The sequence below is a fragment of the Enterobacter sp. S-33 genome (assembly GCF_028735835.1).
GTDB classification, from domain to species: Bacteria; Pseudomonadota; Gammaproteobacteria; order Enterobacterales; family Enterobacteriaceae; genus Enterobacter; species Enterobacter vonholyi.
The window spans coordinates 2,082,345-2,106,472 of record NZ_CP117838.1 but is presented as its reverse complement, the minus strand read 5'-3'; the positions used below and the strand labels follow the sequence as shown (position 1 = coordinate 2,106,472).

22 protein-coding genes are annotated in these 24,128 nt (G+C 59.0%); 6 read left to right on the top strand and 16 right to left on the bottom strand.

Annotated elements, in window-relative coordinates:
* Positions 1-15 precede the first annotated feature (15 nt).
* Positions 16-1,110 (top strand): NADH:flavin oxidoreductase, encoded by a 1,095-nt coding sequence (locus PUP35_RS09975; protein WP_271367810.1) that lies wholly within the window; start codon positions 16-18, stop codon positions 1,108-1,110.
* Positions 1,111-1,147: 37 nt separating this feature from the next.
* Complete coding sequence (locus tag PUP35_RS09970; protein ID WP_271367809.1) at positions 1,148-2,029, top strand: arginase family protein; 882 nt, start codon at positions 1,148-1,150, stop codon at positions 2,027-2,029.
* Between the two features lie 219 nt (positions 2,030-2,248).
* On the opposite strand, the gene PUP35_RS09965 is transcribed toward PUP35_RS09970, so the two are convergent.
* On the bottom strand, positions 2,249-2,731 hold the full coding sequence (locus PUP35_RS09965; RefSeq protein ID WP_274243058.1) for a glutathione peroxidase: 483 nt from the start codon (positions 2,729-2,731) through the stop codon (positions 2,249-2,251).
* A 136-nt stretch (positions 2,732-2,867) separates the two neighbouring features.
* On the opposite strand from PUP35_RS09965, the gene PUP35_RS09960 reads away from it, so the two are divergent.
* The gene (locus PUP35_RS09960) at positions 2,868-4,109 is read left to right on the top strand and encodes a serine hydrolase domain-containing protein (RefSeq protein ID WP_271367808.1); all 1,242 of its coding nucleotides are present in this window, start codon (positions 2,868-2,870) and stop codon (positions 4,107-4,109) included.
* A 16-nt stretch (positions 4,110-4,125) separates the two neighbouring features.
* Here the strand turns inward: PUP35_RS09960 and PUP35_RS09955 are convergent, their stop codons facing one another.
* The 14 genes from PUP35_RS09955 to paaA all read right to left on the bottom strand — a co-directional run bounded on the left by PUP35_RS09955 (position 4,126) and on the right by paaA (position 16,126).
* Positions 4,126-4,869, bottom strand: coding sequence for an SDR family oxidoreductase (locus PUP35_RS09955; protein ID WP_274243057.1), 744 nt, complete (start codon positions 4,867-4,869; stop codon positions 4,126-4,128).
* Positions 4,870-4,971: 102 nt separating this feature from the next.
* Positions 4,972-5,568: a phenylacetic acid degradation protein PaaY gene (gene paaY / locus PUP35_RS09950; RefSeq protein ID WP_274243056.1), complete on the bottom strand. Its 597-nt coding sequence runs from the start codon at positions 5,566-5,568 to the stop codon at positions 4,972-4,974.
* A gap of 9 nt (positions 5,569-5,577) precedes the next feature.
* The gene (gene paaX / locus PUP35_RS09945; RefSeq protein WP_271367806.1) at positions 5,578-6,513 is read right to left on the bottom strand and encodes a phenylacetic acid degradation operon negative regulatory protein PaaX; all 936 of its coding nucleotides are present in this window, start codon (positions 6,511-6,513) and stop codon (positions 5,578-5,580) included.
* Between the two features lie 102 nt (positions 6,514-6,615).
* Positions 6,616-7,932 (bottom strand): phenylacetate--CoA ligase PaaK, encoded by a 1,317-nt coding sequence (paaK, locus tag PUP35_RS09940; RefSeq protein ID WP_274243055.1) that lies wholly within the window; start codon positions 7,930-7,932, stop codon positions 6,616-6,618.
* Positions 7,933-7,959: 27 nt separating this feature from the next.
* Entirely contained in the window at positions 7,960-9,165 is a 1,206-nt protein-coding gene (gene pcaF / locus PUP35_RS09935; RefSeq protein WP_274243054.1) for a 3-oxoadipyl-CoA thiolase, read from the bottom strand.
* Positions 9,165-9,587 (bottom strand): hydroxyphenylacetyl-CoA thioesterase PaaI, encoded by a 423-nt coding sequence (paaI, locus tag PUP35_RS09930; protein WP_115874962.1) that lies wholly within the window; start codon positions 9,585-9,587, stop codon positions 9,165-9,167. Before paaI ends, pcaF begins: the two co-directional genes overlap by 1 nt.
* Entirely contained in the window at positions 9,577-11,001 is a 1,425-nt protein-coding gene (paaH, locus tag PUP35_RS09925; RefSeq protein WP_274243053.1) for a 3-hydroxyacyl-CoA dehydrogenase PaaH, read from the bottom strand. Before paaH ends, paaI begins: the two co-directional genes overlap by 11 nt.
* Position 11,002: 1 nt before the next feature.
* A complete protein-coding gene (paaG, locus tag PUP35_RS09920) occupies positions 11,003-11,791 on the bottom strand; it encodes a 2-(1,2-epoxy-1,2-dihydrophenyl)acetyl-CoA isomerase PaaG (protein WP_274243249.1) in 789 nt (262 codons plus the stop codon).
* Entirely contained in the window at positions 11,791-12,558 is a 768-nt protein-coding gene (gene paaF / locus PUP35_RS09915) for a 2,3-dehydroadipyl-CoA hydratase PaaF (protein WP_274243052.1), read from the bottom strand. Before paaF ends, paaG begins: the two co-directional genes overlap by 1 nt.
* A complete protein-coding gene (gene paaE, locus PUP35_RS09910; protein ID WP_274243051.1) occupies positions 12,555-13,625 on the bottom strand; it encodes a 1,2-phenylacetyl-CoA epoxidase subunit PaaE in 1,071 nt (356 codons plus the stop codon). The genes paaF and paaE overlap by 4 nt, the downstream gene beginning before the upstream one ends.
* A 7-nt stretch (positions 13,626-13,632) precedes the next feature.
* Positions 13,633-14,130: a 1,2-phenylacetyl-CoA epoxidase subunit PaaD gene (gene paaD, locus PUP35_RS09905; RefSeq protein ID WP_274243050.1), complete on the bottom strand. Its 498-nt coding sequence runs from the start codon at positions 14,128-14,130 to the stop codon at positions 13,633-13,635.
* Between the two features lie 11 nt (positions 14,131-14,141).
* On the bottom strand, positions 14,142-14,888 hold the full coding sequence (gene paaC / locus PUP35_RS09900) for a 1,2-phenylacetyl-CoA epoxidase subunit PaaC (protein ID WP_115874956.1): 747 nt from the start codon (positions 14,886-14,888) through the stop codon (positions 14,142-14,144).
* Positions 14,889-14,896: 8 nt separating this feature from the next.
* Positions 14,897-15,184 (bottom strand): 1,2-phenylacetyl-CoA epoxidase subunit PaaB, encoded by a 288-nt coding sequence (paaB, locus tag PUP35_RS09895; protein WP_003857353.1) that lies wholly within the window; start codon positions 15,182-15,184, stop codon positions 14,897-14,899.
* 12 nt (positions 15,185-15,196) lie between these two features.
* On the bottom strand, positions 15,197-16,126 hold the full coding sequence (gene paaA / locus PUP35_RS09890) for a 1,2-phenylacetyl-CoA epoxidase subunit PaaA (RefSeq protein ID WP_274243049.1): 930 nt from the start codon (positions 16,124-16,126) through the stop codon (positions 15,197-15,199).
* 285 nt (positions 16,127-16,411) lie between these two features.
* On the opposite strand from paaA, the gene paaZ reads away from it, so the two are divergent.
* The 3 genes from paaZ to PUP35_RS09875 all read left to right on the top strand — a co-directional run bounded on the left by paaZ (position 16,412) and on the right by PUP35_RS09875 (position 22,551).
* A complete protein-coding gene (gene paaZ / locus PUP35_RS09885) occupies positions 16,412-18,454 on the top strand; it encodes a phenylacetic acid degradation bifunctional protein PaaZ (RefSeq protein WP_274243048.1) in 2,043 nt (680 codons plus the stop codon).
* 598 nt (positions 18,455-19,052) lie between these two features.
* Complete coding sequence (gene tynA, locus PUP35_RS09880) at positions 19,053-21,326, top strand: primary-amine oxidase (RefSeq protein ID WP_271367797.1); 2,274 nt, start codon at positions 19,053-19,055, stop codon at positions 21,324-21,326.
* Between the two features lie 118 nt (positions 21,327-21,444).
* Positions 21,445-22,551 carry a GGDEF domain-containing protein gene (locus PUP35_RS09875; protein ID WP_115874951.1) on the top strand — a complete coding sequence of 369 codons (1,107 nt, stop codon included), beginning with the start codon at positions 21,445-21,447 and terminating at the stop codon, positions 22,549-22,551.
* Between the two features lie 42 nt (positions 22,552-22,593).
* On the opposite strand, the gene PUP35_RS09870 is transcribed toward PUP35_RS09875, so the two are convergent.
* A complete protein-coding gene (locus tag PUP35_RS09870) occupies positions 22,594-24,093 on the bottom strand; it encodes an aldehyde dehydrogenase family protein (RefSeq protein ID WP_274243047.1) in 1,500 nt (499 codons plus the stop codon).
* Positions 24,094-24,128: the final 35 nt, after the last annotated feature.

Here is a 24,128-nt window from a genome sequence, read left to right as displayed (position 1 = left end):
TACCGAGGAGTCACCATGCGCCACGCATCATTATTCGAAGCCACATTTATTAACCGCACTCTGTACCGCAATCGCATCATGGTTGCCCCTATGACGCGTATCTCCGCGTCTGAAACCGGCGTACCGGGGGAAAAGATGCAGGATTATTACTCCCGCTTTGCCCGGGGAGGTTTCGGCGCCATCATCACCGAGGGGATCTACATTGATCAGGCGTGGTCACAGACCTATGCGTTTCAGCCAGGCATCGTGAATGAAGAACAGATCTGCGGCTGGGAAAATATTGTCGAAAAAGCGCATCAGCGCGGTGCACGGGTCATAGCCCAGCTCATTCATGCCGGCACATTGTCTCAGAAAAATATTTACCGTCCGGACTCTGCCGGTCCTTCCCCCGTAAAACCTAAAGGGCAGCAGCTTGAGTTCTACTATGGTTCCGGAGAATACAGCACTCCCCGGGCACTCAATGAAGAGCAGATCCGCGATATCATCTCCAGTTTTGCCGACAGCGCGGAGCGCGCCGTCAGTGATGCAAAATTTGACGGGGTTGAGATCCATGCGGCGAACGGGTACCTGCTTGACCAGTTCCTGACAGATTATACCAACCAGCGTACCGATGGATGGGGTGGTTCCCTAGAAAACCGGCTGGCCATTACGCTGGAAGTTATCCGTGCCGTACGCGGCAAAATTGGCGCAGAAAAGACTCTGGGCGTCAGGATTTCGCAGGGAAAAGTAAACGATTTTCATCATAAATGGAAAGAAGGTGAGGCCGGTGCCAGGAAAATCTTCGGTCTGCTCGCCGATGCTGGCGTGGACTATATCCATGTGACCGAATACAAATCCTGGCTACCTGCATTCGAAAACAGCGACAAGAGCCTTGTTGAGCTTGCCCGTGAAGCCGCTCCGGAGACCATCATAATTGCTAACGGTGGGCTGGATGACGGTGAAACGGCAGAAAAGCTTCTGGGTATGGGGGCAGACTTTGTTTCCATTGGCAAGGCTGCGCTTGCCAATCCTGACTGGCCACGAAAAGTCGGCAGCGGTCTGCCACTCCACGAACTTCCTGGCGATATTCTTTCGCCGGTTGCGGACATTAAGGAAAAAGAGCGTTTTTAATTGTTATCACCAGCTGTGCTGAAACCAGGGAGTTAACATGACTGACAAGTCGAAAAAAACCATCAGGATCTTATTTCCACAGTGGCAGGGTGGCAACCAGGAGCTCTACGGGTTTGGTGCCCGGTTGCTGCACTGGCTCTCTCCGGAGTCACGCTCTCCTCTGCATACTATCAGCGTGCCGGAATTTAACCCGGACACGCCTGAGCCTGAAGAGGGTCTGCTTTATCGCCGGCAGTTACTCAGCCAGCATGATGAAGCCTGGGCAGTGCTGGAAAAAGAAGAACCGGATCATATCGTGGTGTTCGGCGGTGACTGCCTTGTAGACCAGGCTCCGTTTGCCTGGATGAACGCCAGGCACAATGGTGAAATGGGCGTACTGTGGATCGATTCACACCCCGATGTGAAGACCCCGCGCGATTTTACCAATGGTCATACCATGGTACTGGGCAATCTTTTAGGCGGCGGCGATACGGGGTTTGCTTCAAAAGTGAAAACTCCGGTAGCACCCTCGCGCGTCATGTATGCCGGTCTGATTGAAGAAGGGCTGACCGAGCAGGAATCGTCCGTTATCAGCGATCTTGGTTTGCAGATCGCCCGGCCTGAAGAACTTTATGAGAACAGTGACAGGATCACTCGCTGGATAAAAGAACAGAACATCCGCAAACTGGCAGTGCATCTGGACCTGGACGTCCTTAACCCGGAGGTTTTTCGTTCACTGCTGTTCGCAGAGCCTGAACCTGAGTTTGACTGGCAGGCAGTGTATCCGGTAGGAAAACTGAATCTTGCACAGATGCTCAGAATCATCCGTGATGTCTCTGCTGAAACAGAAATTGTGATTATAGGTATTACCGAACATCTGCCGTGGGATGCCTGGAATCTTAAAGAGTTTCTTAAAAAGCTTCCAATGATGAACGAGTAAGTGCCACATTTAATTTTGTCAGAATGTTCATATTCAACTTCTAATATAAGTTATTGGAACTACTAATACTTATACTCTCATATCGTCCGCTTTTGGCACAAAGCAGTCATAAGGAAAGGCAGTAAGATCTTCCACAATCGAGGGGCGTCCGTTGCCAGCTTCCATATAATTCATTTTCGTTAGCACTGGATTTGTGGAATGCTCCAGTCACCACAGCACCTAACTCCGCAAAGCCTCAACAATCGCCCCCTCCATTTTCTCTGGGGTAGTCATCGGAGCAAAGCGCTTCAGTGGTTTACCGTCGCGTCCGATAAGAAACTTAGTAAAGTTCCACTTAATTCGCTCACCCAGCACGCCGGGTAATTCGTTTTTAAGATAACGAAACAGCGGATGCGCTGCGCTACCGTTAACCTCAACCTTCTCGAACATCGGGAAACTCACGCCGTAGTTGATGTAACAGGTTTTCGAGATTTCGTCGGCGCCGCCGGGTTCCTGTTTACCGAACTGGTTGCAGGGGAAGCCCAGCACCACTAACCCCCGATCGGCGTACTTCTTGTACAGCGCTTCAAGACCAGCATATTGCGGCGTGAAGCCACACTGGCTGGCGGTATTCACGACCAAAACCACCTTTCCGGCATAGTCGGCCATAGAGGTAAGCTGTCCATCCAGACGGGTGGCGGTAAGTTGATAAAAGCGAGTCATACTAAAATCCCTCAAAGCTGGCCGAAAAGTCACGGTGACCACCCGCAGGGCCGTCACCGTGTAGAAAGTTTACATTCAAGCAGGCTATTTGTGATACATTCCTGGCGCGCCATGACCACCACACTCGCTATCAGGTATGCAGAACATAACAAAAAAATTTCGCTGGCTTCTGCTTACTCTCCCACTCCTCAGCGGTTGTGGCACGCTTTCACAAATGTCCTCCCCGGAAGGTACTCAGGAACTTCTCACCCATGATTCGCTGGATGGCGACGTTGACAGCGTGGTGCGTCACTACATGGCGCAAAAATCCGTTCCGGGAATGACGGTCGCGGTCATTCATAATCACGGCTCACCGCAGTTTTACACCTGGGGCGTAACCGATGCGGTCAATCGTTATCCGGTCAGGCCCGACACCCTCTTTGCACTCGGCTCGCTCAGCAAAGGGATCACGGCGGAAGTGGTGGCTTGTCTGGTCAATGAAGGGCAACTGAACTGGAACGATAGCCTGGCAACATTATTACCGCCAGGTACCCCGCTTAGCGCGGATGCACAAAAAATCACCCTGCTTGAACTGGTAACCCACACCTCCGGCCTGCCGCGTCAGAATATGGATGTTCCGATGCTTGGAAAATTCATCAGCTATTTAAGCACGGGCGATAATTTCTACGGCGAGCTGGATAGCGATAACGTGTTGCGTTACCTCGCCGACTGGCAAGCGCCAAAGAGTAAAGTGCCGCAATACTCCAATACCGGCTACGCGCTGATCGGCTATATCCTGAAACACAAAACAGGCGAAGATATCCAGAGTTTAGCCTCGCGCTATATTTTCCATCCGCTGCAAATGGCTAACAGCAGCTTTACGCCACAGCAGCTAAAAGGATACCCGCAGCGCGCCCTCGGCCACGCGGGCGATCAGCCGAAATTCATCCCGCGCGGACAGCTCACGCCGGACTGGCATTTTTCCAACAACATGGTGGCGGCAGCGAGCTTATACAGCAACGCCGAAGATCTGGCGGCCTATGCGCGCTATCACGTATCGACGACCCACAATCCCTTGCTGGACAGCGTCTTTGCCGAAGTCAGAAATACCGATATTCAACGTCCCGACGGGGTACAGGGTATTGCCTGGACCACCGACTTTATCGGTCTGGAAAAAATCACCTATCAGGTCGGCTATATCGGCGGCTACTCCAGCTTTATCGGTTATGACAAAGAAAAAGGCAATGCGGTGGTGGTGCTGCAAAATACCTTTAACTGGAGTAATTACATTGGCATCGCGCTGTTGATGGACATGGCGAAAAAAGACAGCCTTATTATCTCTGGCAACCGTTTTGCGAATAATGGGATGCCTGAACGCGTTTATCAGCAATTACGGTGAGCGCCCGCCGTCAGATTCAGGCCTGATGCGCCAGATCTTCACGAGTCGGCCCCTGAAAGTAGATGGTACTAATATGGCAACTTCGAGGCTGAGTCAGCACAAAACGCATCGTTTCCCAGATGGACCGTCCATTCACCAGACTCTCCCCCATTCTTATTTGACGATCGACATGCGCATCTAAACCGGTCAGTTCAAAATCAGGCGGATATAACCCGGTTACCCGAATATTTTCTTTGGATAAGTGTGCTGACAGTTTTGTTGTAAAGCCGCTGAGCCCGTGTTTACTGGCAAAAAAAGCGGGATGGGCAATGGAATCTGTAAAGTTCGGAATACCGCATGCGGATATAATCGCAATGATGTCTGCGCCGTCTGAGCGTCGCAATCCTGAAAGCAGCGTCTGGGTGAGCAGGATTGAACCTGTCAGGCCTGAACTAACGGTATTGACGATTTCAGAGCTCGATTGTTCGTCTATTGTTCCTGACAGCCACTGAGCAGCATTCAGTATTAAAATATCGATTGGCCTGTCTGAATGTAAGACTTGCGAAGAGAACTGAGAAACGGATTCCGGCTGGGCTAAATCACAGAGATACCCTCTTGCCACCCCCCCTTCAGCCGCGATGAGGGCGCAAGTTTTTTCTATATCCTCCTCGCGACGGGCGCTAAAATCAACGTCAACGCCCTCTCGCGCCAGCCAGACGCAAAGCGCCTGACCAAATCCCCCGCCGCCGCCCGTGATAACAGCGCGTTTTCCTCTCAGCATAACTCTGCGTCCTTTATCGTGATGAGTCTGTGTCGGAGGATTTATAGCATGATGAGGCGGGGTCACATCTTCCCGTTAGTGCCCTGGCGCAGACTTCCCGTCCTACACCGCCGACTTCGGCCTTAAATTCTCATCAAACTTCAGCCGCTTCCGTTCAGGCTCAACCTCGCGCAGCGGTTCAACCTGATGCATCGTCAGCTTGCAGCGCTCCACCAGCACCTGGTATTCCCGCGTGCCCTGCTGCTTCCAGGCGAGCTCCTGCTCGCTCAGCTCGCGAATCGCTTTGGCCGGGCTGCCGATAATCAAATGGTTGGCGGGCATCTCCGCTTTCGCCTTCACGAACGCAGCCGCGCCGACGATGCTGTTTTCACCAATGACCGCCCCGTCCATCACCACCGCGTTCATGCCCACCAGCGCATTGCGGCGGATCACGCAGCCGTGAAGAATGGCGCTGTGGCCAATATGTCCGTCCTCTTCCACCACCGTGTCCTGCTCCGGGAAGCCGTGCATCACGCAATTATCCTGAATGTTCGCCCCGTCTTTCACCACGATACGGCCAAAATCACCGCGCAGGCTGGCGTTAGGACCGACATACACGCCTTTGCCCAGAATCACGTCGCCAATCAGCACCGCCGTTGGGTGAACGTAGCTCTCGTCAGGTACCACCGGCGTCAGGCCGTCAATTTGATAAACAGGCATCTTCCCTCCTTAGGCGCTTGTAAGACCACCAAAGCGCTGATAGTAGAGCGTGCCGGGCACGGGCAGTTCGCCGACGGAGGTTTCGCCCTTCTCGCTGACAAACACCAGCGCTCCCGGCGCGACACGCTGATAGATATTAATGCAGAGCTGTCGGGCGCTTTGTCCCGCCCAGTGCGCGGGCAGCAACTCTTCCGGCAGCAGCGGGTCTTTCAGCACCACGCGACGATAAAAATGAATCAGCAGCAGCTGGATCTGGAAGCAGCGTTCCGGCGTCAGCTCCTCGGGCGCGGCCTCTTTCAGCAGCGGCAGCAGCGGCCGGAACGAGCTGATAAACGATTCGTACATCGCGTTTTGCTCGGTTAACTGCCAGCACTCTTCCACGCGTGAACGCAGCGCGGCGCGGGAGAGCGCCAGCGGCGAGTGGGCTTCAAAGAAAATCACGTTTTCCGCCACGCCGGCATCGTGAAGCAGGGACTGCACGTCCGCAAGATGCTGCGACGGCGAGGCCATCAGGCTCGGCGCCAGCGTGCCAAACCCCTGCCAGATCAGCTGCTTTTTAACGTCGGCCAGGGTGGTTTTATCCAGCCCCTCGGAGAGCAGCAATAGCCATTTTCCGTCCCAGGCGGGCAGTTCCGCGCGGTAGATCTTATTCTCCGCGCGACGCGTCAGGCGCAGCCCCTTATCGCTCAGGCGGTAAAAGCTACGTCGTCCGATGCGCGAGACGTCCAGCCAGCCCTCTTTGTTGAGGCGAAACAGCGCGGTACGCACGAACCGTTCGCCAAACCCCATGCCTTCCAGTAAGGCAGCCAGGCTGCCGAGCCAAATCTCACCGCCGCGATGGGAAAGCGCGTCACCGTATAACGAGGAGATAAGCGAGGTCCCGCTGACGGGAACGGAGCTGACCGCGTGCTGGATAAAGGCGTCGAGTTTATTCATGTGATTCATTCTGTTGTTATTTTTGTCCTGGATGAATCATAGCATAGGATTCTGGGATAGCCCTTCACCCTAACCCCCTCGCTTTGGAAGAGGGCCGGGGTGAGAGGAAACTTAACCGTTGGCCGCCGCTTTACGCAAATCAAACACCCGGCAGGCTTTTCCCTCCGAGCGCGGGATGCTGCCGCAGTTCACGATCGTCACGTCGGTGGAAATCCCCACCATCGACTTAATGCGGTGGCGCAGCTGGTGGCACACCTGACAACGCTGCTCGTGGGTCAGCGTGAGGCTGCTCTCTTTTAGCTCCACCTTCACGGAAAGTGAATCAAGATGTCCGCGACGGTTCACCTCCAGCTGGTAGTGCGGCGAAAGATGTTCGAACTTCACGATCTCCTCTTCCAGCTGCGACGGGAAGACGTTGACGCCGCGGATGATCAGCATATCGTCGCTGCGGCCGCTGATCCGGTCCATACGGCGCATGCTGCGCGCGGTGGCCGGGAGCAGACGCGTCAGGTCGCGGGTGCGGTAGCGGATCACCGGCAGCGCCTCTTTGGTCAGCGTGGTGAACAACAGCTCGCCCTGCTGGCCGTCATCCAGCGGCGTGCCGTCGTTCGGGTTGACGATCTCAGGGTAGAAATGATCTTCCCAGATGGTCGGGCCGTCGACGGTTTCGATACACTCCATCGCCACGCCCGGCCCCATCACTTCGGAGAGGCCATAGATGTCCAGCGCCGTAATGCCTAAGCGTTTTTCAATTTCCCGCCGCATGGCCTGCGTCCACGGCTCGGCGCCGAAGACGCCCACGCGCAGGGAACAGGTGCTGGCATCGCCGCCCATCTGGCGCTCCAGCTCTTCAATCAGGTTGAGGCAGTAGGATGGCGTCACCATGATCATGTCCGGCTGGAAATCGCGGATCAGCTGCGCCTGTTTCTCCGTCTGGCCGCCGGACATCGGGATCACCGTCGCGCCTAAACGCTCGGCCCCGTAGTGCGCCCCCAGCCCGCCGGTAAACAGGCCGTAGCCATACGCCACGTGAATTTTGTCCTTCGCGCTGCCGCCCGCCGCGCGCAGGGAGCGGGCCACCAGACTGGCCCAGTTATCAATGTCGCCCTGCGTGTAGCCGACAACAGTCGGTTTGCCGGTGGTGCCGGAAGACGCGTGAATGCGCACCACCTGCTCCATCGGCACGGCAAAGGTATCGAACGGATAGTTATCCCGCAGGTCCTGCTTGGTGGTGCACGGGAATTTACGGATATCCGCCAGCTCTTTGAAATCGTCAGGGTGAACGCCCGCGGCGTCAAACTTGCGTTTGTACATCGGCACGTTGCTGTAGGCGTGATGCAGCGTCCATTTCAGACGCTCGGTCTGCAGCGCCTGTAACTCGTCAAGGGAGGCCGTTTCAATCGGATCAAGCTTTGTTGTATTTGTCATTGTAGGGTACTCACATTGTTTTTATGCTCAAACACGCTCAAGGATCATGGCAATGCCCTGACCCACACCGATGCACATCGTACACAGCGCGTAGCGCCCGCCGCGTCGGTGCAGTTCATTACTCGCGGCCAGCGCCAGCCTGGCGCCGCTCATGCCCAGCGGGTGGCCCAGCGCAATCGCGCCACCGTTCGGGTTAACGTGCGCGGCATCATCTGGCAGGCCCAGCTGACGCAGCACGCCCAGCGCCTGCGCGGCGAAAGCTTCGTTAAGCTCGATGACGTCCATATCGTGAATGCTGAGTCCGGCGCGCTCCAGCACCCTGCGGGTGGCCGGCACCGGGCCGAGCCCCATCAGACGTGGCTCCACGCCTGCCGTCGCCATCGCCACGATCCGCGTGCGCGGGACTAACCCCTGCGCCAGCGCCATCTTCTCGCTGGCGACGATCAGCGCCGCAGCGCCGTCGTTGACCCCGGAGGCATTCCCCGCCGTGACCACCCCGTTCTTACGGAATGGCGTTTTCAGCCCGGCAAGCTGTTCAAGCGTGGTGTCCGCGCGCGGATGTTCATCCACGCTGAACTCTGTGACCGCCCCTTTTTTACCCGGCACCTGCACTGGCACGATCTCCTGCGCCAGAATGCCGTTCTGCTGTGCCAGCGCGGTACGCTGCTGGCTGCGCAGGGCGAACGCGTCCTGATCGGCACGGCTGATATTTAACAATTCAGCTACATTCTCTGCCGTTTCCGGCATACTGTCAGTTCCGAATTGCTGATGCATGAGCGGATTCACAAATCGCCAGCCGATGGTGGTATCAAAGATCTCCGCCTGACGCTGAAACGCGGCGGTGGCTTTGCCCATCACGAACGGCGCGCGGGACATCGACTCCACGCCGCCCGCGATCAGCAGGTCGCCGTCGCCCGCCTTAATGGTGCGGGCGGCAAAACCAATCGCGTCCAGCCCGGAACCGCACAGGCGGTTAATGGTGGTCCCGGACACCGTCTCCGGCAGCCCGGCCAGCAGCGACGACATGCGCGCTACGTTGCGGTTATCTTCCCCCGCCTGGTTGGCGCAGCCGAAAATCACGTCGTCGATCCGCTCCAGGTCGAGCTGCGGGTAGCGGGCCAGCAGCGCGCGCAGCGGAGCGGCACCCAGATCGTCGGTTCGGACTGCGGAAAGCGCGCCGCCGTAGCGACCCACCGGGGTTCGAACGCCATCACAAATAAATGCGTCACGCATCAGGCTTCTCCTGTCACGCTGCCGCCGATGCGGTGAGATTTTCCGCGAAAAAGGGCGACTGTTTTCTGTTGTTGGTTCTGGATTTCAATGTCGTACACGCCGGTCAGCTTGCCCTGATGCTTCACCCGCGCGGTGGCGGTGAGCGTGTCCCCGGCGAAGCCCGGACGCAGAAAATCAATTGAGCAGCCGGAAGCCACCGCCGCCAGCCCCTGGCTGTTGCAGGCGTAGGCAAAAGCGGTGTCAGCCAGCGAAAACAGCTGGCCGCCGTGGCAGGTTTTGTGGCCGTTCAGCATCTGCGGGGTGATGGTCATGGTGACCACCGCGTAGCCCTCGTCCATCTCGACAATGTCCATCCCCATCGCCTGAGCGCAGGCGTCCCGTTCGAACATGGTGCGGGCGTTATGCCAGGCGTTATGACTCATAGCTACTCTCCAGAAGCGCGCGCTGGCGCAGCAGTGAACAGGGGCGATAGCGCTCTTCGCCGTAATGGCGCTGCAGGTTCTCCAGCAGCGTCAGCAGGCGCTGCCAGCCCAGGCGCTCGCCCCAGGCGATCGGCCCGCTCGGGTAGTTCACGCCCAGGCGCATGGCCGTGTCGATGTCCTTCTCGCTGGCGACCCCTTTTTGCAGGGCATCCAGCGCCTCGTTGGCAATCATCGCCAGCGTTCGCCAGATCAGCAGGCCGGGATAATCGGCAATTCGCACCACCCGATGCCCCTGCTGCTGCAGGTAGCGGATGGCTTTTTGCGTCGCGGTATGCGGGTTGCTGGCGGCAGCGGCAATGACCGCCACGTCACGCTCGATGCGGTCGACCACCACCACCGGGCCGTTGAGCCGCAGCGCCAGCGCCTGCGCGGTCTCTCCCTGCGTTTCAATCAGGTACACATCATCAATTTCCGTGACACCGTCACGTCGCTTTTCCACGCGCATCGGGCTATAGCTGTCGTTCACCGACTCAACCCACTGCACGTCAGGTTTGTCGCCCTGCCAGTCGTACACGCCCTTCCCGCTTTTCTTGCCCAGCCTTCCAGCCAGCACCAGCTCCTGCTGCACCAGCGAAGGCAGAAAACGACGCTCCTGCCAGAAGGCGTTAAATACCGAGCAGGTCACCGCAAAATTTACGTCCTGACCAATCATGTCGGTCAGCTCCAGCGGCCCCATCGGGAAGCCGCCGCCTTCGCGCAGGGCGGCATCAATCACCTCCGGCGGCGCGACCTGCTCTTCCAGCGCGCGCCAGGCTTCAGAATAAAACGGACGGGCGACGCGGTTGACGATGAACCCCGGCGTTGACTGGCAGCGAACGGGCTGTTTGCCCCAGTTCAGCGCCAGCTCGCACAGCGCGTTGGCCACTTCCGGGGAGGTCGCCAGCCCGCTGACCACCTCCACCAGCTTCATTACCGGCGCCGGGTTAAAGAAATGCAGCCCTGCGACGCGCTCCGGGTGGTGGACGTCCGCCGCAATCGCCGTGACGGAGATGGAGGAGGTATTGCTGGTCAGCACCGTCTGCGGCGGGCAGATCTCAGCCAGCTGGGCAAACAGCGTCTTTTTCACCTCCAGCCGCTCGGAGGCCGCTTCAATCACCAGATCGGCCGCGGAGAGCGCGTCGATCTCCGTGACGGGAACAAGCCGGGCAAGGGTCTGGCTCCCGGCATCGGCGGAGAGTTTTCCGCGCGTCACACGGGAGGCCAGACGCTGGCGGATCCCGTCGATGGCGCGTGATATCGCATCGCTGGAAATGTCATAGAGCAGCACCTGATGCCCGTGGCTGGCCGCCACTTCGGCAATCCCGGCACCCATCGTGCCGCTGCCAATCACGGCGACCGTACGTATGTTCAGCATCTTATTTCCCCGTAAAGTTCGGCGCGCGCTTCGCGAGGAAGGCGCTGACGCCCTCGCGGTAGTCGTCGCTGCGCCCGGCCAGGCGCTGATAGTCGCGCTCGAGATCGAGCTGAGCGTCCAGAGTATTGGTTTCCGAAGCATTGATCGCCTGCTTGATCAGCCCCAGGCCGAAGGTCGGCTGCGACGCAAAATGCAGGGCCATCTGCTGTGCCGTGGTGGAGAGCTGCTCGTCATCCACCACCTGCCAGATCATGCCCCACGCCTGCGCCTGTTCGGCGCTGAGCTTGTCGCCGAGCAGCGCCAGCCCCATGGCGCGGGCGCGTCCGGCCACGCGCGGCAGCAGCCAGGTGCCGCCGCAGTCCGGCACCAGGCCGAGCTTGCTGAAGGCCATGACGAAGCTGGCGGAACGCGCCGCGATCACCATGTCGCACCCGAGCGCCAGCGTGGCGCCCGCACCCGCCGCCACGCCGTTAACGGCACAGATGACGGGCTTCGGCAGCTTTGCCAGGCGGCGCACCAGCGGGTTGTAGAAGGTTTCAACCGACATGCCCAGATCCGGCGCCGGGCCGTTAGGGTCGACGTTGCGGTCGTTGAGGTCCTGACCGGCGCAAAAGCCGCGTCCTGCCCCGGTGATCAGCAGGCATCGAACGGTGTCATCACGCTCGGCCTGTTTCAGGCACTCGGCCAGCTGCTGGTGCATCACGTCGTTAAAGCTGTTCAGACGCTCCGGACGGTTCAGCGTAATGGTCATCACGCCCTGTTCTACATGACTGAGAATAAATTCCACAATTAGCGTCCTTTAAAGTCGGGAGTGCGTTTTTGTAGGAAGGCGTTGATGCCTTCCCGGCGGTCTTCGGTGGCAGAAAGCAGCGTAAACAGCTGGCGCTCCTGGGCCAGACCGGCCTGAAGCGGCACCTCCTGAGACTGGCGCAGCGCCTGTTTGGCTGCCTGTAAAGCCAGCGGCGAGTGGCGCCCCATCAGGGCCGCCTGCTTCAGGGCATACTCCAGCGTCAGCGCCGCCGGGAAAACATCGCTCACCAGCCCGGCGCTCAGCGCCTGCTCTGCGGTAATGCTCTCGCCGGTCAGCACCATTTTGCTGGCCAGCGATTTACCGACGCAGCGGATAAGACGCTGGGTGCCGCCCGCGCCGGGCATAATGCCGAGCGTGATTTCCGGCAGGCCGAAACGGGCGTTGTCACCGGCAATCACCACGTCGCACAGCAGCGCCAGCTCGCAGCCTGCGCCCAGCGCGAAGCCGTTCACGGCGGCGATCAGCGGTTTAGGAAAAGCGTTGATACGCGCCCACAGCTGCGGGCGGATATCGTTCAGCGTGGCGGGCAGGTCTTTCTCCGCCATTTCGTTGAGATCGGCTCCGGCGGCAAAGCAGCGCTCGCTGCCGTAAATCACGCAGACGGAAATCTCGGCATCCACGGCGGCGGCCTCAAGCTGTTCCGCAAGCTGGGTCAACAGCGCATTATTCAGAGCGTTGCGCGCCGCCGGACGGTTTAGCGTCAGCTGCAGCACGCGGCCATTACGGGTAACAATCAGTTCGCTCATGCCATCCCCTTCGCGTCGAAGTCGACGATCACGTCGGCGGTTAACGGCAGCGACTGGCAGCTGAGCACATACCCGGCCGCCAGCTCGTCCGGCTCCAGACTGTAGTTGGTTGCCATGTCCACCTTCCCGCGCAGCACTTTGCATTTACAGGTGGCGCAGACGCCGCCCTTACAGGCATAAGGCAGATCCGCCCCCTGACGCAGGGCGGCATCGAGAATGCTTTCGTCGTCCGCCGTCAGGGTGATTTCACGGTCGCGCCCGTCCTGGCGAACGGTCACTTTTTGTCCATCCGCCTGCACGTGCGCCGCGCGCTTAACGGTGATACCGGAGGTGTTAAAGCGCTCAAGGTGAATGGATTTGTCCGGCATCCCCAGCGCCTTCAGCGTGGCTTCCGCGTCGTCCATCATTGCGGACGGGCCGCAGATAAACGCCTCGTCGTACTGGCGGAAGTTGATCAGGGTTTTCGCCAGCGCCTGCAGCTTTTCCCCGTCGATGCGGCCATACAGCAGGTCGCTGTCCAGCCGCTCTTGGCTGAAGATGGAGACCAGCTGCAGGCGCTGCGGGTATTTGTCCTTCAGGTCCGCCAGCGCCTGGCGGAACATCATGCTCTGGCTGCTGCGGTTGCCGTAGATCAGGGTGAAATGGCTGTTCGGTTCGGTCTCAAGCGTCGCGGAGATAATCGCCAGCATCGGAGTGATCCCGGAGCCTGCCGCAATTGCCAGATAGTGGCCTTCGCGTTCGGCCCGCGGCTGGTAGCCAAACTGCCCCTGAGGAACCATTACCTCCAGCGCCATGCCCGCTTTGATCTCATCCCGGGCATAGCGGGAAAAGCGCCCGCCTTCAATCGCCTTGACCGCCACGCTGATTTCGCCCGGGGCGGTACTCCGGCAGATGGAGTAGCAGCGGCGCAGCTCGTCACCGCCAAGCTTCGTTTTTAACGTCAGGTGCTGGCCTGGGCGGAAGCGGTAGGCCTCCTGCAGCGCCTGCGGCACCGCAAAGGTGATGGTTACCGCGTCGCGGGTTTCGGGTTCCACTTTTGCCACTGTTAATGAATGAAACGTTGTCATGGCAGCCTCAAATGCATTTGAAATAGTCGAAGGGCTCACGGCAGGAATTGCAGCGGTAGAGCGCTTTGCAGGCCGTCGAACCAAATTCACTGATAAGCGCGGTGTCTGTGCTGGCGCAGCGCGGGCAGCTCACCTCGGCTGGGACGTGTGCGTGACAGCTATGCCCCACAGGTGGGCTGATGCCGTACGCCCGCAGGCGCTCGCGCGCGTCGGCGGTCATCCAGTCTGTGGTCCACGCAGGTTCAAGCTGGAGCACAATGTGCACGGGAGTGAAGCCGCGTTTAGTCATCGCCTCACGGATCGCCCCCAGCAGATGTTCCGTTGCCGGGCAGCCCGAGTAGGTGGGCGTGAAGCCGATGACCCAGCCTTCCCCCTGCGCCTTCACGCTGCGCACCATGCCTAAATCGGTGATGGTTAACACCGGCACTTCCGGATCGGGGATCTGGCCTAACAGCGCCCAGATCTGCGGGATTTGCGCGGGCGCGATGTCGACGAGGCGTTGCATAGCGTTCTCCTTTACCACTGCTGACCGGGATACGCGCGCTGGAGATACTGCATTTCCGCCAGCATCGGGCCCAGATGTTCGGTATGCAGCCCCCTCTTGCCCCCGGTGCGGTACGCCACCTCGGCGGGCACCTGCAGGCAGGCTTCATTCAGACCGGCAAAGACTTCGCTTTCCCACGGCTGGCGCAGGACGCGCGGGTCAACCGCCACGCCGGGCTCAATCAGCGCCAGCTCGACGTCATCGGCTTCAAACAGCTCGGCCGTAAAACGCCACAGATTGTCGATAGCCTGCTGCATTTTTTGCGCGGATGTTTCGGTCCCGTCGCCCAGACGCACCAGCCAGCCGCGGCTGAAGCGCAGGTGGTAGCGCGCCTCTTTAACCGCTTTGGCGGCGATGGCGGCAAGCTGGCCGTCGCGGCTATGGGTCAGGCGTTCGTACAGCGCCACGTTCCAGGCATCCATCAGATACTGGCGGGCAATGGTGTCGGCGAAGCTGCCGTTCGGCTGCTCCACCAGCAGAACGTTGCGGAACTGGCGTTCGTCGCGGCCAAACGCCAGCGTGTCTTCATCGCCCTGGCCTTCCAGCTCCGCGGCATAGGTCAGGAAATTGCGCGCCTGCCCCAGCAGGTCGAGACCTATATTGGCGAGCGCGAGGTCGATTTCCAGCTCCGGCGCGTGGCCGCACCAGGCGCCGAGACGCTGGGAAAGCACCAGACCGTTGTCGCCCAGACGCAGGGCATAGGCAGTCACTGAATTCATTCGTTGCCTCACATATGCTCGATGCCGTCGGGGATGGTGTAGAACGTCGGATGGCGGTAAACTTTGCTTTCCGCCGGGTCGAAGAACTCGCCGCTCTCTTCCGGCTGGGAGGCGACAATCTCGCTCGCCTTAACCACCCAGATAGAACAGCCTTCGCTGCGGCGGGTGTAGGCATCACGCGCATTTTCCAGCGCCATGCGATCGTCGGCGGCATGCAGACTGCCAACGTGACGGTGGGATAACCCCTGTTTGCTGCGTACGAACACTTCGTACAGCGGCCAGTAGACATTGCTCATGGTTGTTTCCTCTTACGCGGCCTGACGGGCGCGTTGTTTTTCCGCGTGCGCAAGCGCGGCTTCCCGCACCCACGCGCCCTCTTCCCAGGCTTTACGTTTCGCGGCCAGGCGTTCGTGGTTGCAGATGCCGCGCCCGTTAATGACCTCGTCAAACTCCTGCCAGTCGATCTCGCCGAAGCGATAATGACCGCTCTCTTCATCAAAACGCAGTTCGGGATCGGGCACCGTCATGCCCAGCATTCCCACCTGCGGCACCGTGTTGTCGACAAAACGCTGGCGCAGCTCGTCGTTGCCGAAGCGTTTGATTTTCCACGCCAGGCTGCGGGCGCTGTTCGGCGAATTGTCGTCGTTCGGCCCGAACATCATCAGCGCCGGCCACCAGAAGCGGTTGATGGCATCCTGGAGCATCTGGCGCTGGGCCTCGCTGCCCTGCGCCAGCACCATGCAGGCCTCAAAGCCCTGACGCTGGTGGAAGCTCTCTTCTTTACAGATTTTCACCATCGCGCGGGCATACGGACCATAGGAAGTGCGGCACAGCGCCACCTGGTTGACGATGGCCGCGCCGTCCACCAGCCAGCCGATCACGCCGATATCGGCCCAGCTCAGGGTCGGATAGTTGAAGATGGAGGAGTATTTCATCCTGCCGTCGAGCATCTTCTGGTAGATGTCTTCCCGCGCGCAGCCCAGCGTTTCCGCCGCGCTGTAGAGGTAAAGCCCGTGTCCGGCTTCGTCCTGCACCTTCGCCAGCAGGATCGCTTTTCGGCGCAGCGTCGGGGCGCGAGCGATCCAGTTCCCTTCCGGCAGCATGCCGACAATTTCGGAGTGCGCATGCTGGCCAATCTGACGGATCAACGTCTTACGGTAGGCGTCAGGCATCCAGTCCTGAGGCTCAATCGCCGTCTCCTGCGCTATGCGCTGCTCAAACCGTTGTTCTTGCGTCACGTCATCACCTTTATGATTCGTTAGTTTGCAAATTAAAGCGTAATGTTGAATCACTTTGTTTTTTAAAAGTTACACAAAGGTTAAATATAACCCCAAGAATTGTTTCCTGATTCTGTGACGTTGCTCGCAAGCCTTCTGCTTAAAGCCTTGATAAGCGGGCCTTCGTATTCTGAAATTCATCCAGTCAGATCACATCATTAACAATTCATTAAAAACGCCGCTTGATTTTTATGATTCATGATTAAACTATTAATGAGTAAATTACGTAACATTTGGAGATAAGCGATGCAGCAGTTAGCCAGCTTCTTATCCGGTTCCTGGCAGTCTGGCCGGGGCCGCGAACGCACTATTCATCACGCCATCAGTGGCGAAGCGCTGTGGAGCGTGACCAGCGAAGGGCTGGATATGGCGGCCGCCCGCCGCTATGCGATTGATCGCGGCGGCGAAGCGCTTCACTCGATGACCTTTATCGAACGCGCAGCCATGCTGAAGGCGGTGGCAAAGCACCTGCTTAGCGAGAAAGAGACGTTTTATGCCCTGTCCGCCCAGACCGGGGCGACTAAAGCGGACAGCTGGGTGGACATTGAAGGCGGGATCGGCACCCTTTTCACTTACGCCAGCCTGGGCAGCCGCGAGCTGCCGGATGACACCGTGTGGCCGGAAGACGAGTTAATTCCGCTGTCAAAAGAAGGCGGCTTTGCCGCGCGTCACGTCCTGACCTCGAAGTCCGGCGTGGCGGTGCACATCAACGCCTTTAACTTCCCCTGTTGGGGAATGCTGGAAAAGCTGGCCCCGACCTGGCTTGCCGGCATGCCCGCCATCATCAAACCCGCCACCGCCACCGCCCAGGTGACGCAGGCGATGGTGAAATCCATCGTCGACAGCGGGCTGGTGCCGGACGGCGCTATAAGCCTGATCTGCGGCGGCGCGGGGGATCTGCTCGACCAGCTCGACAGCCAGGACGTGGTCACCTTTACCGGCTCCGCCAGCACCGGGCAAAGCCTGCGCGTGCACCCGAATATCGTGGCGAATTCGATTCCGTTCACGATGGAAGCCGACTCCCTGAACTGCTGCGTGCTGGGGGAAGACGTCACCCCTGAGCAGCCGGAATTTGCCCTGTTCATCCGGGAAGTGGTCCGCGAGATGACCGCCAAAGCCGGGCAGAAATGTACGGCCATTCGCCGCATTATCGTCCCGCAGAGCCAGATTGACGCCGTGAGCCAGGCGCTGATTGCCCGGCTGGAAAAGGTGTTGGTGGGCGACCCGGCGCAGGAAGGGGTAAAGATGGGCGCGCTGGTCAACGCCGAACAGCGTGCGGACGTGCAGGAGAAAGTGGAGCAACTGATCGCCGCAGGCTGCCAGGTCCGCCTGGGTGGCAAAGCGGATTTGCAGGCCGCTGGCGCGTTCTTCCCGCCGACGCTGCTGTTCTGCCCGCAGCCGGATGAAACTCCGGCAGTGCACTCAACCGAAGCTTTTGGCCCGGTTGCGACGCTGATGCCGTATCGCAATGCACAGCACGCGATGCAGCTTGCCCGCGAGGGCGGCGGCAGCCTGGCGGGCACGCTGGTCACCGCAGACCTGGACATTGCCCGCGAGTTTATTACCGGTGCGGCGCGCGCCCACGGGCGTATTCAGATCCTCAACGAGGAAGCCTCGAAAGAGTCCACCGGCCACGGTTCCCCGCTGCCTCAGCTGGTGCACGGCGGCCCGGGTCGCGCGGGCGGCGGCGAAGAGCTGGGCGGCCTGCGTGCGGTGAAGCACTACCTGCAGCGCACCGCGATTCAGGGCAGTCCGACCATGCTGGCCGCCATCGGCAAGCAGTGGGTGCGTGGCGCAACGGTGCAGGAAGATCGCGTGCATCCGTTCCGCAAATACTTTGAGGAGCTACAGCCGGGCGACAGCCTGCTGACGCCGCGCCGTACCCTCACGGAAGCGGACATCGTTAACTTTGCCTGCCTGAGCGGCGATCACTTCTACGCCCATATGGACAAGATCGGCGCGGCAGAGTCGATCTTTGGCGAGCGCGTGGTGCACGGCTACTTCCTGATCTCCGCCGCGGCGGGACTGTTCGTCGATGCGGGCGTCGGGCCGGTGATTGCCAACTACGGCATGGAAAACCTGCGCTTTATCGAGCCGGTCAAACCGGGCGATACCATTCAGGTGCGTCTGACCTGCAAGCGCAAAACGCTTAAGAAACAGCGCACCGCCGAGGAAAAACCGACCGGCGTGGTGGAATGGGCGGTTGAGATCTTCAACCAGCACCAGCAGGCCGTGGCGCTTTACTCCATCCTGACGCTGGTGGCGCGCCAGCAGGGAGATTTCAGCTAACGCCCCTCACCCTGACCCTCTCCCCAAAGGGGGAGGAACCCCTGTAATTTTTTTAACCAGAAGCGATAAATTGCTTCAGGAAAATTAATGACTTACAGCGACAACCTGGTCCGGCTGTAAATCGCCGAAGCGTTTCCGTAAGGCCGGGGCGAGGCGCAGGGATGCGCCGAGAGGGCGTGGCCTGCAGGGATGCAGGCTCATGCCCGACCCGATAGCCTGAAGGAATAAGCTGAGGGCACCGCGAAGCGGCGATTTACCGCCGGGAGCCTGGGTCGCCAGGGTGGTGGCGATTGAGCCACCCTGGCACGTTCACCGGTCATGTCGTGACAGAGTAGCAAGGAACATGAAGTGAACGGAATGACCACTACAGCCGTATGTTCCCCCTCACCCCAGCCCTCTCCCTCAAGGGAGAGGGGGTCGCCTGTGCTGACATCATTTGTGGGGAGAGGAAATGGCCCGGCATGTGATGTATCCCCGCTCTTTTTTTAACCTGGCAAGACTGGCAAATAATCTGGCAGATGCAGGCAAACGCTTTTCTCAGGCGCCTGTCAGGATAAGGCTGTCACAACACAATAAACACAACAAGATGAGGTCTACGATGGGAAGCAATTCTTCTTTTTCTGCCCGTAGAACGGCGCTGGCTATGGCCGTTGCGCTGTGTTGCGCCTGGCAATCCCCTGTTTTCGCCCACGGCAGTGAGGCGCATATGGTCCCGATGGACAAAACGCTGCAGGACTTTGGCGCCGACGTTCAGTGGGATGATTACGCACAGATGTTCACCATTGCGAAAGACGGTGCCTTCGTGAAGGTCAAACCGGGTGCCAAAACCGCCATCGTCAACGGCAAAACCCTCAGGCTCGAGGTGCCGGTGGTGATGAAAGGCAAGAAAGCCTTTATTTCCGATACCTTTATCAACGATGTTTTCCAGTCCGGCCTTGACCAGACCTTCCAGGTTGAAAAACGCCCTCACCCGCTAAACGCGCTAACGGCGGACGAAATTAAGCAGGCCGTTGAGATTGTGAAAGCCTCGGCGGACTTTAAGCCTAATACCCGCTTTACCCAGATTGCCCTTGCAGAGCCAGAGAAAGCCAAAGTGTGGGACTTTGTGCTTAACGGTACGGCGGTGGATGCCCCGCGTCAGGCAAAGATTGTGATGCTCGATGGAAAGCACGTTATCGAAAGCCTGGTGGATCTGAAGGATAAAAAAATCCTGCGCTGGGAGCCGGTGAAAGACGCGCACGGCATGGTGCTGCTGGATGATTTCACCGCGGTACAGCAGATCGTTAACGAGAGTACGGAATTTGCCGAGGTGCTTAAAAAACACGGCATCACCGACCCGAAAAAAGTGATTACCACGCCGCTGACCGTCGGCTATTTCGACGGTAAAGACGGCCTGAAGCAGGAAGATCGCCTGCTGAAGGTGGTGAGCTATCTGGATGTGGGCGACGGCAACTACTGGGCGCACCCGATTGAAAACCTGGTGGCCGTGGTCGATCTTGAGCAGAAGAAAATCCAGAAGATTGAGGAAGGCGCCGTTGTTCCGGTTCCGATGACGCCGCGCCCCTACGATGGCCGCGATCGTATAGAAACGCCGAAAAAACCGCTCGACATCATCGAGCCGGAAGGTAAGAACTACACCATTACCGGCGATATGGTGCACTGGCAGAACTGGGATTTCCACCTGAGCCTGGACTCTCGCGTCGGTCCGATGATTTCAACCGTCACGTATAACGACAACGGTAAAAAGCGCCAGATTATGTATCAGGGGTCGCTCGGCGGCATGATCGTTCCTTACGGCGATCCGGACGTGGGCTGGTATTTCAAGGCCTATCTTGATTCCGGCGACTACGGCATGGGCACCCTGACCTCCCCTCTGGTGCGCGGGAAAGACGTGCCGTCCAACGCGGTGATGCTCAACGAAACTATCCCGGACTACACCGGCGCGCCGATGGAGATCCCGCGCGCGATCGCCATTTTCGAACGCTACGCGGGGCCGGAATATAAGCATCAGGAGATGGGCCAGCCTAACGTCAGCACCGAGCGCCGCGAGCTGGTGGTGCGCTGGGTGAGTACCGTGGGCAACTACGATTACATCTTCGACTGGGTGTTCCATGAAAATGGCACCATCGGCATTGACGCCGGCGCGACGGGTATCGAAGCGGTGAAAGGCGTGCAGGCGAAAACCATGCACGATGCCACCGCCAAAGACGATACAAAATACGGTACGCTGATCGACCACAACATCGTGGGCACCACGCACCAGCACATCTACAACTTCCGTCTTGATATGGACGTGGACGGCATCAACAACAAGCTGGTGGCTATGGATCCGGAAGTGAAGCCGAATACCGCCGGTGGACCTCGCACCAGCACCATGCAGATCAATCAGTATGATATTGATACCGAGCAGCAGGCGGCGCAGAAGTTCGACCCGGGCACGATTCGCCTGCTGAGCAACACAAGTAAAGAGAACCGCATGGGTAACCCGGTCTCGTACCAGATCATCCCTTACGCGGGCGGTACGCACCCGGTGGCAACCGGCGCGAAATTTGCCCCGGACGAGTGGATTTACCATCGCCTGAGCTTTATGGACAAACAGCTGTGGGTGACCCGCTACCACCCTGATGAGCTCTACCCGGAAGGTAAATTCCCTAACCGCTCCGTACATGACACGGGCCTCGGGCAGTACAGCAAGGATAACGAGTCGCTCAACGATCGGGACGACGTAGTCTGGATGACCACCGGCACCACCCACGTGGCGCGCGCGGAAGAGTGGCCGATCATGCCAACGGAATGGGTGCATACCCTGCTTAAGCCGTGGAACTTCTTCGACGAGACGCCAACGCTCGGGAAGAAAAAAGACGAAAAATAACCACCCGCCGGGCAATAGCCCGGTTTTTTTTGCCCTAGCGTTTGAGGATCGTCCTGGCTTGCTTATAGTTACAGATATCTCATCGACATGATTTATCCCCCGGACGGGAAAGGGCTTTATGGAAAAAAGAAAAAAACCGTCGCTGGAACGGGCGACCTGGCCAACGCGCCATGCCATGGTCATGCACGGGCTGGCGATGAACCTGCCGTGGCTGGCCTTCGTCAATATCAGCTTTGCGGTGATGATTCTGCTGCGACACGTTCTGCTTAAGCCCAGCGATCCCCTTTATCCCCACTCGCCCCAGCTGACGAGAATGGTTGATGCCTCCATGCTCGGTATTATCATCCTCTCGGCCGCGCTGATCCTCATGGCCTGGCGGCGTATCGCCGGTATCAGCGTGGTGTTGTTTATCTGTAGCGCCATCTGGTCGGTCTCCTGCTTCTGGTTTATCACCCAGCTGCTGCTCCCGCACGTCTGGCCGCTGTGCGTTATTCTGTTACTCGCCGGTTTGACGGCGCTCTATTTCTACCCTGAAGGGCTGCTCGCCTTTGTGCTCCCGCTCTGGATCACCCTGCCGATAGCAAGCTGGATACGAAACGATGGCCTCAACCTACACTTCGTTGTTATCTGGAGCGTGTTTACGCTGATCCTGATCTGCGGGCGTTTCATTCTGCTGAGCTGGTTTGACGAAGCCTGGCGACGTAACCAGCAAAATCAGCTGCTGATTTCGCGGCTGGACGCGCTGGCGCATCAGGACCCGTTAACCAAAACCGCCAATCGCCGGAAAATGGAGGTGGTGCTGGAGAACGCGGTTGAGCAGAAAAAAACCTTCTCGGTGATCATGCTGGATATCGACTACTTCAAGCGCTACAACGATACCTACGGGCACCAGGCGGGCGACGACTGTCTGACGCGCGTGGCGCGCGTGCTGAAGCAGTCCGTGCGCACGCCTGACGATGTGGTGTCACGCTACGGCGGCGAAGAGTTTCTGGTGATTCTGTTTAATTGCCCGGAGAACATCGCGGAAAAGGTTGCCCTGCGTATTCAGGACGGCCTGCGTACGGAAGCCATACCGCACGGCGCCTCGACGGTCAGCGACCATGTCACCGTGAGCATGGGGATTGCGAGCATGGCCGAGGGGTTAGCGGGCACCGAGATCATCGCCCGCGCCGATGCGGCGCTGTATCGGGCGAAAGAGGCAGGTCGGGATCGGTGGTCGCTGTAGAAAAAAAGCCGGGTGGCGGCTACGCCTTACCCGGCTTGCTTTTTAATACCGCACGCACACCGACTTGGTTTCACACCAGCCGTCCAGCCAGTCCGGGCCAAAATCGCGTCCGGTACCGGACTGCTTCATGCCGCCGAACGGCAGGTTGGCGTCGATTAGCGTATGGCTGTTCACCCAGACGGTGCCCGCCTGCAGCTGGTCGGTATACTCCAGCGCCTTGCTGATATTCTGCGTCCAGACGCTGGCCGTCAGGCCATATTCGGTGTCGTTTGCCAGCTGGAGCGCCTCTTCCCCGTCGGCGACGCGCACAAGGTTGACCACCGGGCCAAACACCTCTTCGCGGGTCAGGCGCAGCGAGGCATCCGGGTTCACCACCAGCGTAGGTGAAACGTAATAGCCTTTGCCTTCCGGCCCCCGGTTACCGACGATCAGCTCCGCGTGGCGCGACTTCGCCTCATCGAGGAAGGTCTGCACCTTGTCGCAATGCGCGCGCGACACCAGCGGGTTAATAAACGCTTCCGGCGACATGCCTGGCCCGACGCTCAGGGATTTCACCGCCTGTTCAAACCCGCTGACCAGCGTGTCAAACAGCGGCGCCTCAATGTAGATGCGCGAGCTCGCCGCGCACACCTGCCCCTGGTTCAGGAAGCTGCCGGTCATCAGGCCTTCGATCACCCACGCAGGGTCCGCATCCTTGAGCACAATTGCCGGGTTTTTCCCGCCCAGCTCCAGGGTCACGCCGGTTAGCGTGTCCGCCGCCGCGCGGGCAATTTGCTTACCCGTCGCCGTTGAGCCGGTGAAGCTCACCTTCGCGATATGCGGATGCGAGGTCAGCGCCGCGCCACACACCGCGCCGCTCCCGGTCACCACGTTGAACACCCCATCCGGGATGCCCGCTTCACTGGCCAGTTCCGCCACGCGCAGCATGGTCAGCGGCGTTGTTTCAGACGGCTTAATGACGATAGAGCAGCCAGCTGCCAGCGCTGGCATCACTTTCCACATGCCGATCATCAGCGGGAAGTTCCAGGGCACAATCCCGGCCACCACGCCAACCGGCTCTTTACGCGTCCACGCCTGATAGCGGGCGCCCTGCGGCAGCGGGATAGAAAGATCGAGAGTTTTACCCGAAATTTTGGTGGTCAGCCCGGCGGTATAGCGCATCCAGTTCAGGGTGCAGCCGACTTCAAACATACGGGAAATGTTGATGGATTTGCCCTGCTCCAGCGTTTCAAGCTGGGCCAGCTCCTCGCTGTGCTGTTCCACCAGATCGGCGAAATGGAGCAGGATCCGCTCGCGCTCCGCCGGGAGTTTTCCGGCCCAGGTGCGGGCCACAAAGGCGCGCCAGCCGGACATGACGGCACGATCAACGTCATCGACGCTGGCATCGGCAGTCGAGGCAATCACCTCGCCCGTAGCCGGGTTGAAGACATTCAGCCGCTTTTCACTGTCCGACGCGGCCTGACGCCCTTCAATCCACAGGCCATGCTGTCGGTCTAAAAACTGCTGCACGGCAGGCTGAATAGCCACCTGTGATTCAGACATAGGATACTCCTTCGTTATTCTTCGCAGGGTGTTCA

Bases quoted from the DNA above. Each gene is read 5' to 3' on its own strand.
- paaY (WP_274243056.1), bottom strand. From the start codon at position 5,568: ATGCCTGTTTATCAAATTGACGGCCTGACGCCGGTGGTACCTGACGAG.
- paaE (WP_274243051.1), bottom strand. From the start codon at position 13,625: ATGACAACGTTTCATTCATTAACAGTGGCAAAAGTGGAACCCGAAACC.
- tynA (WP_271367797.1), top strand. From the start codon at position 19,053: ATGGGAAGCAATTCTTCTTTTTCTGCCCGTAGAACGGCGCTGGCTATG.
- PUP35_RS09965 (WP_274243058.1), bottom strand. From the start codon at position 2,731: ATGACTCGCTTTTATCAACTTACCGCCACCCGTCTGGATGGACAGCTT.
- paaC (WP_115874956.1), bottom strand. From the start codon at position 14,888: ATGAATTCAGTGACTGCCTATGCCCTGCGTCTGGGCGACAACGGTCTG.
- PUP35_RS09970 (WP_271367809.1), top strand. From the start codon at position 1,148: ATGACTGACAAGTCGAAAAAAACCATCAGGATCTTATTTCCACAGTGG.
- PUP35_RS09960 (WP_271367808.1), top strand. From the start codon at position 2,868: ATGCAGAACATAACAAAAAAATTTCGCTGGCTTCTGCTTACTCTCCCA.
- PUP35_RS09870 (WP_274243047.1), bottom strand. From the start codon at position 24,093: ATGTCTGAATCACAGGTGGCTATTCAGCCTGCCGTGCAGCAGTTTTTA.
- PUP35_RS09955 (WP_274243057.1), bottom strand. From the start codon at position 4,869: ATGCTGAGAGGAAAACGCGCTGTTATCACGGGCGGCGGCGGGGGATTT.
- PUP35_RS09875 (WP_115874951.1), top strand. From the start codon at position 21,445: ATGGAAAAAAGAAAAAAACCGTCGCTGGAACGGGCGACCTGGCCAACG.
- paaI (WP_115874962.1), bottom strand. From the start codon at position 9,587: ATGAGTCATAACGCCTGGCATAACGCCCGCACCATGTTCGAACGGGAC.
- pcaF (WP_274243054.1), bottom strand. From the start codon at position 9,165: ATGCGTGACGCATTTATTTGTGATGGCGTTCGAACCCCGGTGGGTCGC.
- paaF (WP_274243052.1), bottom strand. From the start codon at position 12,558: ATGAGCGAACTGATTGTTACCCGTAATGGCCGCGTGCTGCAGCTGACG.
- paaX (WP_271367806.1), bottom strand. From the start codon at position 6,513: ATGAATCACATGAATAAACTCGACGCCTTTATCCAGCACGCGGTCAGC.
- paaZ (WP_274243048.1), top strand. From the start codon at position 16,412: ATGCAGCAGTTAGCCAGCTTCTTATCCGGTTCCTGGCAGTCTGGCCGG.
- paaD (WP_274243050.1), bottom strand. From the start codon at position 14,130: ATGCAACGCCTCGTCGACATCGCGCCCGCGCAAATCCCGCAGATCTGG.
- paaK (WP_274243055.1), bottom strand. From the start codon at position 7,932: ATGACAAATACAACAAAGCTTGATCCGATTGAAACGGCCTCCCTTGAC.
- paaH (WP_274243053.1), bottom strand. From the start codon at position 11,001: ATGCTGAACATACGTACGGTCGCCGTGATTGGCAGCGGCACGATGGGT.
- PUP35_RS09975 (WP_271367810.1), top strand. From the start codon at position 16: ATGCGCCACGCATCATTATTCGAAGCCACATTTATTAACCGCACTCTG.
- paaB (WP_003857353.1), bottom strand. From the start codon at position 15,184: ATGAGCAATGTCTACTGGCCGCTGTACGAAGTGTTCGTACGCAGCAAA.